The organism is uncultured Mucilaginibacter sp., assembly GCF_913773635.1.
Taxonomy (GTDB): domain Bacteria; phylum Bacteroidota; class Bacteroidia; order Sphingobacteriales; family Sphingobacteriaceae; genus Mucilaginibacter.
In genome coordinates this window covers 247,436-260,322 of sequence record NZ_CAJYGQ010000011.1, presented here as the reverse complement: position 1 = coordinate 260,322, position 12,887 = coordinate 247,436, and the positions used below count along the sequence as shown (strand labels likewise).

The 12,887-nt window shown below is 41.7% G+C and carries 12 protein-coding genes; 5 read left to right on the top strand and 7 right to left on the bottom strand.

Translation table 11 applies throughout. The annotated features are described in order from the left end of the window. Nucleotides 1-66: 66 nt before the first annotated feature. Nucleotides 67-885: a glycosyltransferase family 2 protein gene (locus QZ407_RS14520; protein WP_295772319.1), complete on the top strand. Its 819-nt coding sequence runs from the start codon at nt 67-69 to the stop codon at nt 883-885. On the opposite strand, the gene QZ407_RS14515 is transcribed toward QZ407_RS14520, so the two are convergent. Further along, complete coding sequence (locus QZ407_RS14515; RefSeq protein WP_295772318.1) at nt 882-1,994, bottom strand: glycosyltransferase; 1,113 nt, start codon at nt 1,992-1,994, stop codon at nt 882-884. The two genes, QZ407_RS14520 and QZ407_RS14515, sit on opposite strands and share 4 nt — an antisense overlap. 68 nt (nt 1,995-2,062) lie before the next feature. On the opposite strand from QZ407_RS14515, the gene QZ407_RS14510 reads away from it, so the two are divergent. Both QZ407_RS14510 and QZ407_RS14505 read left to right on the top strand, forming a co-directional pair. After that, nucleotides 2,063-2,800 (top strand): glycosyltransferase family 2 protein, encoded by a 738-nt coding sequence (locus QZ407_RS14510; RefSeq protein ID WP_295772316.1) that lies wholly within the window; start codon nt 2,063-2,065, stop codon nt 2,798-2,800. A gap of 5 nt (nt 2,801-2,805) precedes the next feature. Then, on the top strand, nt 2,806-3,894 hold the full coding sequence (locus tag QZ407_RS14505) for a glycosyltransferase family 1 protein (RefSeq protein WP_295772315.1): 1,089 nt from the start codon (nt 2,806-2,808) through the stop codon (nt 3,892-3,894). On the opposite strand, the gene QZ407_RS14500 is transcribed toward QZ407_RS14505, so the two are convergent. Then, complete coding sequence (locus QZ407_RS14500) at nt 3,891-4,841, bottom strand: glycosyl transferase family 90 (RefSeq protein WP_295772313.1); 951 nt, start codon at nt 4,839-4,841, stop codon at nt 3,891-3,893. The genes QZ407_RS14505 and QZ407_RS14500 overlap by 4 nt on opposite strands. A 91-nt stretch (nt 4,842-4,932) precedes the next feature. Here QZ407_RS14500 and QZ407_RS14495 point away from each other — a divergent pair, with 91 nt between their 5' ends. After that, nucleotides 4,933-5,811, top strand: coding sequence for a glycosyltransferase family 2 protein (locus QZ407_RS14495; RefSeq protein ID WP_295772311.1), 879 nt, complete (start codon nt 4,933-4,935; stop codon nt 5,809-5,811). A 48-nt stretch (nt 5,812-5,859) separates the two neighbouring features. Here QZ407_RS14495 and hflX read toward each other — a convergent pair whose 3' ends face one another. The 4 genes from hflX to QZ407_RS14475 all read right to left on the bottom strand — a co-directional run bounded on the left by hflX (nt 5,860) and on the right by QZ407_RS14475 (nt 10,051). Then, nucleotides 5,860-7,044: a GTPase HflX gene (gene hflX, locus QZ407_RS14490; protein ID WP_295772310.1), complete on the bottom strand. Its 1,185-nt coding sequence runs from the start codon at nt 7,042-7,044 to the stop codon at nt 5,860-5,862. Nucleotides 7,045-7,172: 128 nt separating this feature from the next. Then, the gene (gene trpC, locus QZ407_RS14485) at nt 7,173-7,955 is read right to left on the bottom strand and encodes an indole-3-glycerol phosphate synthase TrpC (RefSeq protein ID WP_295772308.1); all 783 of its coding nucleotides are present in this window, start codon (nt 7,953-7,955) and stop codon (nt 7,173-7,175) included. Nucleotides 7,956-7,995: 40 nt separating this feature from the next. Then, nucleotides 7,996-8,628, bottom strand: a complete 633-nt coding sequence (locus tag QZ407_RS14480) for an aminodeoxychorismate/anthranilate synthase component II (RefSeq protein ID WP_295772307.1) — start codon at nt 8,626-8,628, stop codon at nt 7,996-7,998. Nucleotides 8,629-8,641: 13 nt separating this feature from the next. Further along, on the bottom strand, nt 8,642-10,051 hold the full coding sequence (locus QZ407_RS14475; RefSeq protein WP_295772305.1) for an anthranilate synthase component I family protein: 1,410 nt from the start codon (nt 10,049-10,051) through the stop codon (nt 8,642-8,644). Between the two features lie 476 nt (nt 10,052-10,527). Here QZ407_RS14475 and QZ407_RS14470 point away from each other — a divergent pair, with 476 nt between their 5' ends. Beyond that, entirely contained in the window at nt 10,528-11,595 is a 1,068-nt protein-coding gene (locus QZ407_RS14470) for a glycoside hydrolase family protein (protein ID WP_295772303.1), read from the top strand. A 37-nt stretch (nt 11,596-11,632) separates the two neighbouring features. Here the strand turns inward: QZ407_RS14470 and QZ407_RS14465 are convergent, their stop codons facing one another. Beyond that, on the bottom strand, nt 11,633-12,730 hold the full coding sequence (locus QZ407_RS14465; RefSeq protein ID WP_295772302.1) for a TlpA disulfide reductase family protein: 1,098 nt from the start codon (nt 12,728-12,730) through the stop codon (nt 11,633-11,635). Nucleotides 12,731-12,887 lie beyond the last annotated feature (157 nt).

Sequence of the window (12,887 nt, the reverse complement as noted above, 5' to 3'; positions counted from 1 at the left end):
TTTTGTGAAGTGCACCAAGCTAGTGCAGAGGCGAAAACTTCTCAATTTGTATCTTTGTGAATTAATATGGCTAATAGCACCAATACAAAGCATAACCAAAAGTTGAGCATCGGGGTTTTGATATCAACTTATAACTGGCCCGAAGCCCTTGAACTGGTGTTATTAAGCTTGTTAAGACAAACCCGTATACCCAACGAAATCATGATTGCCGATGATGGCTCGCGGGAAGAAACCAGGGATCTCATTGACCGTTACCGTAGTCTTTTTGATATTCCCATACACCATGCCTGGCAAGAAGACAAAGGCTTTCGTAAATGTTTGGCACTTAATAAGGCTGTGAAAATGGGCTCGGCCGATTATATTATTGAAATAGACGGTGATATAATAGTAACACCAAAATTTGTAGCCGATCATGAACGTGCTGCACGTAAAGGCTTTTTTATGCAGGGGAGCCGTGCCATGCTCAATGAAGAGAAAACCATGGAAATTCTTCAAAGCAAACAGATAGACTTCAGCTCACTTTCTCCAGGTGTATATAGCCGTTTTAATGCTGTACGCATTCCCCTGTTTTCCATGTTTTACAAACCCAATCCGCGCAGCCCTTGGAATGTAAAGGGTTGTAATCTGGCATTCTGGCGCGAAGACTACGTTAAGGTAAACGGTTACTATAATGATTTTGAAGGCTGGGGTTGGGAAGATTATGAATTTGCTGCACGCTTGATTAATGCCGGCATCTTAAAAAAACGACTTAAAATGGCAGCTATAAGCTACCACATCTTTCACCGTATACACGACCGCGAAAACTTTTTGCCAAACGAACTCATCTATCGTAAAACAGTTGAAGAAAAGCTTACTTACTGCCCAAGCGGATATCATGAGGTTTAACTAACCGCACTATTAAGTAAGGCAAATAGTAAAACAAATAACACCATCTTCACAATTTTTAAGCGGTTAAACCTAAACGCTTGCGGATGCGGTTTTCTGAAGCTTCCATCGGTACGGCGGGCAAAGCTCTTTACATCTGCGTTAATTACAGCATCCCACAAGCGCCCTAGTTCCATCACATTTTTGTGCCAGGTAACCTGCCATATTACAGCTGGATTAAGCGTATTTCCAATTTTAAATGCCCGGTAAGCATTGGTTAAAACCTCGGCAAGTATTTGTGCACCGGCAGCGTACCAAATGTATTTTAAGGGCACACTAGCTATGTATAAGGGTATTGAAATAAGCATTAAAAGCAGAAGCGTTTCAGTAGTGGTGGTAAAATCGTAGAAGTTATACTGTTTAACCGGCCAAAGGCGTGCTACTTCACCCGCACCTTGTCCGTAAAGAAACATGCGCCGTGTTTGTGGCGCCCCATTATTCCACCATGGGTGTGTTACTATAGCCAGTGGGGCAGACTGGTACTGCTTTAATTCGTTTTCGAAAGCATTACGAAATAAAAACTCCATATCCTCCGTACTTTTGGTAAGTTCAGGCAAAAATCGGCGACCCGATAGCAGCTTGCGGTTAAGCATAAAATTAGAGGTAGCAGACCAGTACATTTCTTCCTCACGTTGCGCCCGCTGAAAATGGGTAGATACTCCTGTAATGTGCAGCGCTTGTGTTACCGCATTCATCACAGGGGGAAAATTGGTAACCCCAACAAAGCCTAATGCATGAGGCTTAAGATTTATTTGTTGTACATAAGCCTCTAAAAGATCAGGGTGCGGTGTAATATCGTCGTCAAGTAACAGTATCCAGTCACCCCGACCCGCATCAATACCTTTATTGCGTGTTTTAGAGAAGCCAAGATTGTGCTCATTAATAATCAGATGCACGTTATTTAGCTGGCTTTGCTGCCAAACAGCATCAGGCACTTTTACCTTTGGATTATCGGCAATTATGTAATAATTAACAGTAATATATGCCGGTACGTTAAGCTTAAGAATAGGCAGCAAATACCGTTCATCTAACCTGAAAGAGGGTATAACTACATCAATGCTAACTGCCATGTGGCAAAATTAAAAGTATATGCTAAATCAGCACCTTAATAAACAATTATATATTTGCCCTCTCCGGCATGGATAAAGGCAACACACACATTGAACACCCGCGCTTAAGCATAATTATAGCTACCTATAATGCTGCCAATGTATTACCTGCTTGCATTGATTCAATTGTTGCCCAAAATTATCCATCCATAGAGCTTATTATAGTAGACGCCCAAAGCACCGACGGAACCACTGCTATACTACAGCAGTATAATAAGCACATTAGCAAATGGATTAGCGAACCGGATAAAGGCATTTATGATGCCTTAAATAAAGGTGTAGCGTTGGCAACAGGGAAATGGCTATATTTTTTGGGTGCCGATGACCGCTTGTTACCTGGTTTTAGCGAGATGGCCTTTCATTTAAAAAACGCCAATACCATTTATTATGGCAATACCCTTGCCGATGGGCCGCTGTTTACCGGCAAATTTTCTGCGTATCGCATGGCTAAATATGTTATCAATCATCAAAGCATCTTTTACCCGGCGGCAGTTTTCAAAAAATACAAATACAATATCAACTATAAGGTATTTGCCGATTACGCCCTCAATCTGCAATGCTGGGGCGACAAAGATTTTGATAAAAAGTATGTAGATATTAACGTGGCCTGGTATAACCTTACCGGATTTTCGGCCGTAGTGCAGGATGACGCCTTTAAGCGCGACAAGCCAGAAATTATAAAAAAAAGCATGGGCTGGGTAATGTACCTGCGCTTTTTATATAAACGCCGCAAGGAGCAAAGCCGCCCCGGCAGTAACTTTTTTTAGCCAGCATGAAGATATTAATTGATCATCAAATGTTTTCGATACAAAAGTATGGCGGTATATCACGCTACTTTGCCAACTTGCATAGTGGCCTTAACAATGGTGGCCATCATAGTAATATCACTGCACTTTATTCAGAAAACGAATACATTAAACACGAGCCCTTTTTATTTAATAACAATATAGGTAGAAAGCTATTTGCCGGTAAACATAAAAAGTACTACGCCTGGAACCGCCGCTACTCACGCTGGAATGTTAAGCGGGGAAATTTTGATGTATTCCATCCAACGTTTGATGATCCTTATTTTATAAAATACCTTAAAAAGCCGTGCGTAATTACCATACATGACATGGTGCACGAGCTTTACCCGCAATATATCAGCAACGCCCCACAGGTTGCTCTGCGCAAAAAAGCGGTGATGGAAAAAGCCGACGCCATTATAGCCATATCAGAGTTCACAAGGCAGGATATTATAAAGGTATATCCGCAAATGGCTGGTAAAATACAGGTTGTGCATCACGGCTACTGCGGCTTGAGCACTAAAGCCGAACGAAACCGTAATCTTCCAAACAGATATATTCTATATGTGGGTGAGCGCTGGCATTATAAAAACTTCGCTAGGTTTATTGCCGGTATAGGACCATTGTTAAAACAGGATAAATCATTGGACCTTATTTGCGCCGGAGGTAAGGCATTTACAAAGAATGAATTGCAAATCTTTAAAGAGCTGAATGTTACCAGCCAGTGCCATCAAATGGATGTAACTGATGAGGTATTGCAACAGCTTTATACACAGGCTTTATGCTTTGCTTTCCCGTCGTTGCATGAAGGCTTTGGCCTGCCGCTGCTGGAAGCCTTTGCCAACCAATGTCCCACAATTTGCAGCAATAGCAGTTGCCTGCCCGAAGTGGCTGCCGATGCGGCCGTTTATTTTAATCCACATGAGCCTGAGGATATAAGGCAAGCCGTTAAAAAGGTACTGGACAATACATCATTACAACAAGAGCTAAAGCAAAAAGGTTCCGAACGCCTGGGCCATTTTACCATGGAAGCTTGCGTGCAAAATACCATCAGGGTTTACCAATCGGTACTTTAAACCGGCTGCCCCGTACATTCAAAATACTTTTGCAGTACCAGTAAGGCAATCAGGTCTTCCTTGTGTTTATCTTGAAATTGTTGTACCCACGCATTGGCATTGCCGATGATGTTGAGCGCTTCCTGCTCATGGTCTATGTAGTAGTTTAACCGTTCTTCAAGGTCTGAGTAATCATCTTTGATACAGATATAGTGATGGTTTGGAATAAGCCGTCCTTCCATAAACCAGGTCTCATATTTTGGCTTGGGCATTACCGCAATGGAGTTCGAAGACATGATCCACTTTAGGTTTGTAGCCACATCCCAGCCTTCCAAACTCAAAATAAACTTATAATCAAGATGGGTACTTATAGGAGTTTTGGGTTTTACCCATTCAGGTTTTTCGTTATTGGTATTCACCTGTCCTAAATCACACAATGGATGGTTGAAATACATTTGCATAAATTTGACGCGGTGTTCTTGATTTATCGCCGAGCGCCCTATAAGCATGTTCTTCTTCTGTAAAAATGGCTTATCATCTTTTACAAACACATAATGCCGTTTTTCATCAAGCTTGAGTAATACAGCATTCGAATTATCAGCTGCAACTGGTCGGCTTTTTTGTATAGTTGGCACATCAGGCGTGTGTATTACATCGCCAAACAAAAAGTTAGCTTTAAGTTTTGGCAAAAAGTACCGCGAATATTTGAAGGTGTCAAAGCGGTAAGCACTCGGGCTTTTAAGCTTCAGCAAATCTTTTAACGCGGTAGCACTACTACCTAACACACTGTTTTGCGTAAGCTGATTATAATAGTTAACACGATCATAAATTTCAGCAGCGTCGTATCTTTCTATCTGCTTCAGACGCTTCGCGAGCGCCCCGGCAGGTAACATCTGCCTCAAAAAATTGCCGATGTAGTATGGCACTTTATTCTTTTGAATGGCAACTTTAAGATCAAACAGATTCATTACAAGGCCAAATATACGAGTACCACGGCTAAGCTACCGGCTAAACCAAGCCAACTTTGTTTATTACCTTTACACCATACCTTATAAACAAATGAAAGTTGCCGGCTTTACCTTCATCCGCAATGCGGTAAAAAATGATTATCCTGTTGTTGAGGCTATAACCTCAATATTGCTTATTTGTGATGAATTTGTAGTTGCGCTGGGCAATTGTGATGATGGTACCGAAGAACTGGTGCGCAGCATTAACTCGCCTAAAATAAAAATTATTAATACCGTATGGAATGAGGCGATACGCGAAGGAGGAGCCGTTTTTGCTGCCGAGACTGATAAAGCCTTTAAAGCTATATCTTCTGACGCCGACTGGGCATTTTATATTCAGGGTGATGAGGTTGTTCATGAAAAATATCTTCCAGTTATTAAAAAGGAAATGGAGGACAATCTTAATGATGCCAGAGTAGAGGGATTGCTATTTAAATACCAGCATTTTTATGGTTCGTATAGCCATTATGCCCACTCACGCCGCTGGTACCGCCGCGAAATACGCGTTTTGCGTAATGATAAACGCATACATGCCTATCGCGATGCACAGGGTTTCAGGCTTGATGGGCGTAAGATTAACGTTAAATTAATAGACGCTTATATTTATCATTATGGCTGGGTGAAACCACCAAAAGGCCTTGAAGGCAAATTGCGCAACTTTAACCAGTTTTATCATGACGATAGCTGGATAGCCGAAAACCTGCCCGAAACATTTGAGTTTGATTTTAAAAATGCCGACCGCTTACTATCATTCGAAGGCACACATCCGGCGGTAATGCAACCACGCATAGATGCGCAAAACTGGAAACTGGAAGTTGACACAGAAAAGTTAAAGAAGAATATGTCGTTCAGGCGTAAAGCCCTCCAAAAGATTGAGGATTGGACAGGCTGGCGCGTGAGTGAATACAGGAATTATAAAATAGTAAAGTAGTAATTAAACAAAAAGCCACCTTACAGGTGGCTTTTTAATTTTAAACAGTTAGTATAATAACTGATCGTACGGATATCGTTCGGTATGAATGGCAATCACCTTATCATACAGCAGCTTTCTGAATTCCTCAACGTTTTCTTTCTTCAGAGCCGATATAAATATGGCCGGACTGTTATGGCTGGCCATCCAACTGTGCTTAAAGTCTTCGAGGGTAAGCGGCTCTGCCGGATCTTCTGCGTGAATTGGCGTTAGCTGATAGGCATCTATTTTATTGAAAACAGTAATAACCGGTTTATCCAATGCCCCAAGGTCTTTCAGCGTTTCGTTAACCGTATTTATCTGATCTTCGAAGCTCGGGTGCGAAACATCAACCACATGGATCAAAATATCGGCTTCGCGTACTTCATCAAGCGTTGATTTGAAACACTCTACCAAATGGTGAGGCAACTTACGAATGAATCCAACCGTATCTGACAAAAGGAACGGCAAATTTTCAACCACAACCTTACGCACGGTAGTATCAAGCGTGGCAAACAACTTATTCTCCGCAAACACCTCCGATTTGGAAATCATATTCATGATGGTCGATTTACCCACATTGGTATAACCTACCAAAGCAGTGCGCACCAGTTGATGACGGTTTTTCCGCTGCGTTTCGTTTTGTTTGTCTATTTGACGTAAGCGCTCTTTTAACAATGATATTTTATTCAAGATCAAACGACGGTCAGTCTCAATTTGCGACTCACCCGGGCCACGCATACCAATACCACCCTTTTGGCGCTCCAAGTGGGTCCATAAACGGGTAAGGCGAGGTAGTAAGTACTGCAACTGGGCCAGTTCAACCTGCGTTTTAGCCTGAGCGGTTTGCGCACGGCCGGCAAAAATATCAAGGATGAGGTTGCTCCGGTCAAGTATCTTTACTTTCAATTCAGCCTCTATATTACGCAGTTGCGACGGCGACAATTCATCGTCAAAAACCACTAAATCTATTTCTTCTTCAGTTACATATGCTTTTATTTCCTCCAGCTTGCCCGAGCCAACAAAAGTTGCACGATCGGGTCTTTGCATACGCTGGGTGAAAGTATTTACAGTTTTACCACCGGCGGTATCCACCAAAAATTCAAGTTCTTCTAAATATTCTTTTGTCTGTACGTCGGTTTGGCCGGGTGTAATTACGCCAACCAGTACAGCAGTTTCCTGCTTCACAGCAGTATCATAAAATTTTTGCTTCATTAAATATTATATATCAATTGAAATGCCAAGTTGTAGAATAAGTTAATTTAAAGTTAATAGCAGTTATTTAATGCTATTATGGCAGTTTTTAGTTGTAATCACATTGGCTAAGCAAATATTTGAGTAAATTAAAGCTCCTTCACAAACTCGGCCATAGCCGCACCCGGATCAGGTTGACGCATGAAGTTTTCTCCTATCAAAAAGCCGTTGAACCCTGCGGTTTTCAATTGCTTTATTACCTGAGTATTGCTGATGGCGCTTTCTGAAATTTTCATTACCCCATCAGGTATATGCTCCGCCAATTGGAACGATGTTTCAACGGATACAGTAAAATCAGCCAGGTTGCGGTTGTTAACACCTATAGCATCAAGGTTATCGCACAGGCTGCGTTCAAGTTCCTGCAAGTTATGAACTTCAAGCAACACGCTCAGGCCAATACTTTTGGCCAATACAGCAAATTGCTTCACTTGCTCGGGCGTAAGTATGGCGGCTATTAGTAATATAACATCGGCACCCAGTGTTTTGGCTTCCACAATCTGGTATTCGTCAACCATGAAATCCTTACGCAGTAAAGGTATATTATTATACTTACGCGCCTCTAGCAAATCCTTTTTAGCACCCATAAAAAAGTGCCTATCGGTTAACACTGATAATGCCGATGCACCTGCAGCTGCGTAAGCCGTAGTTACATCCTTCACAGCTACCTGATCATTTATGATACCTTTTGACGGCGATTTACGCTTAAACTCTGCTATGATACCCGTACGCGCCGGATCAAGCAAAAACTCACGGAATGATAACGGCTCGCGCAAGAACATCTCGCGTTCTTCGAGGTGACTATATGGTGTAACAATTTTTGATGCTGCTACTTCTTTATGCTTTTTGGCTACAATCTGATCTAAGATGGTCATATGCCTTAACCCCCTAAAGGGGAGTATTATTAGTGTGTAATTATTTTCTGTTATTTTGATTCTCCGCTACTACAGTGGCTCCCCCTTTAGAGGGCTGGGGGGCTTGATTTAACCAGTTTCCCATCATCTCCTTACCATATTCTGTTAATACCGATTCGGGGTGAAACTGCACGCCGCGCACATCCAATGTTTTGTGACGCAAAGCCATTATCGAATCATCTTTTTCATCAACGGCAGTTATAGTCAGCACCTCCGGCAAATCTTGTTTTGATACTACCCACGAGTGATACCTGCCAACGCTAATATATTCAGGTAATCCTATAAACAACTGCTCATTATCATCAGTCACTTTAACCGGGGTTGAAATTCCGTGCATAGGGCGACTTAGATTATAAAGACTACCGCCAAATACCTCCGCAATGGCCTGCTGACCCAAACATACACCAAAAATACTTTTGGTAGGCGCATAAGTGCGTATCACATCAAGCAGTAAACCCGCTTCAGATGGAATGCCCGGACCGGGAGATAGAATGATTTTATCAAATTGATCCACGTCCTCCAGCTTAAACTGGTCATTACGCCATACTTCACACTCCAGCCCCAGTTCATTAACCAGGTGCACAAGGTTGTAGGTAAATGAATCGTAATTATCTATTATTAATATTTTGTTCATGGGTAATGGTCTATTAAATTTCGCCTGCCAGTTCAATGGCGCGGCGCAGGGCTGCAACTTTGTTATTTACTTCGTTCAATTCGCTTTCGGGTACCGAATCGGCCACAATGCCGGCACCGGCCTGGTAGTGCAGCGTGTTATTTTTGCTAAGCAGCGAGCGAATCATAATGGCATGATTAAAATCACCGTTAAAGCCTAAGTAACCAATAGCGCCGCTGTAAAAGCTGCGTTTGATATTCTCATTTTCGTCAATAATTTCCATGGCCCTGAATTTTGGAGCACCGCTCAATGTACCGGCCGGAAAGGTATCGGCCACAATTTTGAATGACGATACATCGGGCCTTAATTTGCCGCTTACATGTGACACCAGGTGAATTAAATGTGAGTAATATTGTACCTGTTTAAATGCCTTAACTTCTACCTGCTCACAGTGGCGACTTAAATCATTACGGGCCAAATCAACCAGCATTACATGCTCTGCCGATTCTTTTGGGTCGTTTTGCAATGCACGCGCTGCTTCGGCATCCTTTTCGTCGTTACCGCTACGCTTAAAAGTACCTGCTATAGGGTAAATACTGGCCAAACGGTTTTTAATAGTTATTTGTGCTTCGGGCGATGAGCCAAATATCCTGAAATCGCCGTAATCAAAATAGAACAGATAAGGCGATGGATTTATAGAACGCAAAGCGCGGTAAACATTAAACTCATCGCCCTGAAACTCCTGCGAAAATGCTCTGGAAGGTACAATCTGAAAAACATCACCCCGGTAAATGTGCTGTTTCATTTTTTCAACAATAGCTATAAAGCCTTCGTTGGTGAGGTTTGATTGCTCTTGCCCTTTACTTTGGAAGTAGTATTCCGGAAAATCTTTGTTTTTCAGGAGGTATTGCATTTTCTCAATACCCTTTTCATCACCCTCATTGCCATATAGGTTTTGAAAAATATACAGCTCGTTTTTAAAATGATCTATTGCAATAATATATTTATAAATATGATACTGCATTTCAGGAATGCGGCGTGCATCATCATCAACTTTTTTTAACTGTATGGTTTCGTAATGCTCAACGGCCTCATGGGTAAAATAGCCAAATAAACCGTTTGATATTACTTTCAACGGGAGCTCATCAGTCTCAAAGCGTTTTAAAAAAGCATCAATTTGGTCAACCAAAGTAAATTCACCCGTTGCAAAGGTTTCCTGGCTACCATCAGGGTACTGCTTGCTGAGCGTGCCATTTCTTAACACCATACCGGCAATTGGTTCGCAGCATATAAAGCTCAAACTGTTATCACGGCTGTGATAGTCAGAACTTTCGAGCAATAGCGAATTTGGAAATATATCGCGCAGGCGCAGATAAACACTCACTGGTGTGGTAGTATCGGCCAGTAGCTTTTTATAAGTTGTAGTAAGTTTAAATTTTTGCATTACCTAAAATTATATAAATGAAAAAACCCGGTCGTGGTTAGCGCCGGGTCTCAAATCAGGTTTATAATTGCTTAATATCTTTAGCTCATTAATAAACAAACCACGCCGCCTTATTGCTAAGGTGCCACCAGGTAAGATTATTTAATTTTGCATTCATTACGTTGGCAAATATAGAAAGAAATATCAGGCTGCAAATTATTTATAAAAATAAATTTAATACACCGTACAATAATTTGCTATAAATATCATTACACCAAATTATATATCCACCGGATTATTCTACTTCTCTTACATTTTCATATTTGTAATTAAGAAAAACGCAACCAACGTGGCGTTATAATGAGACTTTTCAAAAAGCAAAGCATTCTCTTTAATCAAAACTTTAGCACCATTATTTTACAGCAACGCTAATAAAACGCAAACCCTTGCACTAACAACAACATTGTTTTTTAAATTGCCGCAACCAGTTTACTATTATGAAAAGACGCCAGTTTATTGAACAAATTGGAATGGCATCATCGGCATTAGTATTTACGCCCGGCTTTTGCTTTGGTGCCGGAGGCGATGAATCGGATTTTGCACGTCGACTTAAACCCGTTGGCCGCAGGCTTGAAATGGAAGGTTACTATGTTTGGTGCAACAGCCCTATAGAGGGACCAGACGGCCGCATACACCTATATTTTTCACGTTGGGTAGACAAAAAGAAAATGGGCGGCTGGATAAACGGCTCGGAAGTTTGCCATGCGGTTGCCGACCACCCAGAGGCTGAGTTTAAATTTACCGATGTGATACTAGCTCCCCGTGGTGCCGGCTTTTGGGATGCTACAACCTGCCATAACCCTTCCATAAAATTTGTTGACGGCAAGTACTATCTGTTTTACATGGGAAATGCTAACGGCAAAACCAACACCAAGCGTATTGGGCTTGCAACCGCCCCCACTCTTGAGGGGCCCTGGATTCGCCCTGATACTCCTTTGTTGGAAGCCGGCCCTACCGGTGCCTGGGACGACCATTGCACTACCAACCCAGCCTTTATTAAACATCCCAACGGACAATACTGGTTGTTTTATAAATCGTGGAATACGGCCGAATATGATAACGCTAAAGATTTAACAGTAAGAGGCAATCGCAAATACGGTTTGGCCATTGCAGAAACCTTGGCAGGACCTTATGTTAAATATGATGGCAACCCTGTTGTAGATTTCTCTAAACTCTCCGGCAACGCTCAGTTAGAAGATGCATTTGTTTGGTTAGATAAAGGAAAGTTTAAAATGCTTGCCCGCGATATGGGCATCTTTAATCATGAAAATGGTTTGCTCATGGAATCAAAAAACGGAAAAAAGTGGCAGCAACCCAAGATAGCTTACTATGGCGCATCGCACTACAACATCATTCAACCTCCACCACCATCTTACCTAAAGAAGTATGGGAGATTTGAGCGCCCGCAGCTATTATTTCAAAACGGCAAACCAACCTATCTCTTTACCGCATCACAGGGCGGCAAATACATGACGTCGTCATCATTTTTATTCAAAATAACTTAAGCGTTCATGTGGCTGGAGCCATCTCTGAATTGCCAAATTATATACCTGCTCCCAGTAGTTCTTTGAGTTTATCATCAAGTGCCTTACCGCGCAGGTTTTTGGCAACAATAATACCTTTCTCGTTTATTAAATAGTTTGTGGGCACAGCATTAATGCCATACGTTAACGCCGCCCGGTTCTTATCGCCTCGTAAATCACAAAGATTTTCCCAGGTTAGCTTATCATCCTTTACTGCTTTTAGCCATTGCGCTTTGTTATCATCTAATGCTATGCCTACTACAGCAAAGCCCTTATCTTTAAAAGCCGCATATGTTTTTACCAGGTTAGGGTTCTCTTCCCGGCATGGGCCACACCATGATGCCCAAAAATCGAGCAGGATGTATTTACCTTTCACATCAGAAACTTTAACCAGTTTGCCTGAGGCATTTGCCTGTTCAACATCAACAAAGCGGCCACCTACTTTAACATCTCTATTGAGCTTTATAAATTCACTTATATCTCGCCCGTAATGTGAAGCCTTATTTGCAGCGCTGAAATTATTGTACAAGGAAATAGTAGTGTCTTTACCCCAGGTTGAAGAGTATACATTAAGTATGTTGGCCGAAACAATTGAGTTGGGATTATTGCGCACATAGTTACGCTCCAGTTGTCTTTGTTCCTCTTCAAGTGTCTCTATCTGTGCTATGATGCTTTTCCGGGCTTCTTTTTCCTTTATTGCTCTCATAGCTTTTGATAGACTATCAATTTTCCGGCTCACCGGCTCTTGAATTTCAGCCAGCATATGATTTTCATCCTGGGTAGACGATCCTTTAATTACTGCCTTCTTAAACTGCCCGGCCATTAAATTGATGTCAATATTGGTATTTTCGAGCCAAAAGCTTACATAATTAGTATAACCAGCTGTGTATAAATAAACTTGCGTAGCTTTTTCTGCAATCTTACCATTCATGGTAAACTTTCCGTTATTTACCAAACATGAGTCAATTGTTTTATCTGGCTTGGCCAGGCGCAGGTAAAGCCAGGTATTATTAGGCAAGCCGGTAACATTGCCAGTTATTTTGTAGCCGTTTGCCGGCTTGGTGGTTGTTGCGGCAATTAGCGATACTACAGCAATAAGGCCAATTATATATTTCATGCGTTAAAGTTTGGTTTAACCAAATATAAGCCACAGGCGTACATAAAGCACATTCTTTTTGTAATAATTTGTTTGGTTTGTTTAAACCCGCTTAGGCCAAAAGCAATGTTTCGTTCTGAAATAAACGCCTTTGATAAGTATGTGTGCGCTAGCTACA

Coding starts and splice junctions, on each gene's coding strand:
- QZ407_RS14515 (WP_295772318.1), bottom strand. CDS start 1,994: ATGGCAGTTAGCATTGATGTAGTTATACCCTCTTTCAGGTTAGATGAA.
- trpC (WP_295772308.1), bottom strand. CDS start 7,955: ATGACCATCTTAGATCAGATTGTAGCCAAAAAGCATAAAGAAGTAGCA.
- hflX (WP_295772310.1), bottom strand. CDS start 7,044: ATGAAGCAAAAATTTTATGATACTGCTGTGAAGCAGGAAACTGCTGTA.
- QZ407_RS14475 (WP_295772305.1), bottom strand. CDS start 10,051: ATGCAAAAATTTAAACTTACTACAACTTATAAAAAGCTACTGGCCGAT.
- QZ407_RS14510 (WP_295772316.1), top strand. CDS start 2,063: ATGGATAAAGGCAACACACACATTGAACACCCGCGCTTAAGCATAATT.
- QZ407_RS14520 (WP_295772319.1), top strand. CDS start 67: ATGGCTAATAGCACCAATACAAAGCATAACCAAAAGTTGAGCATCGGG.
- QZ407_RS14505 (WP_295772315.1), top strand. CDS start 2,806: ATGAAGATATTAATTGATCATCAAATGTTTTCGATACAAAAGTATGGC.
- QZ407_RS14470 (WP_295772303.1), top strand. CDS start 10,528: ATGAAAAGACGCCAGTTTATTGAACAAATTGGAATGGCATCATCGGCA.
- QZ407_RS14465 (WP_295772302.1), bottom strand. CDS start 12,730: ATGAAATATATAATTGGCCTTATTGCTGTAGTATCGCTAATTGCCGCA.
- QZ407_RS14500 (WP_295772313.1), bottom strand. CDS start 4,841: ATGAATCTGTTTGATCTTAAAGTTGCCATTCAAAAGAATAAAGTGCCA.
- QZ407_RS14495 (WP_295772311.1), top strand. CDS start 4,933: ATGAAAGTTGCCGGCTTTACCTTCATCCGCAATGCGGTAAAAAATGAT.
- QZ407_RS14480 (WP_295772307.1), bottom strand. CDS start 8,628: ATGAACAAAATATTAATAATAGATAATTACGATTCATTTACCTACAAC.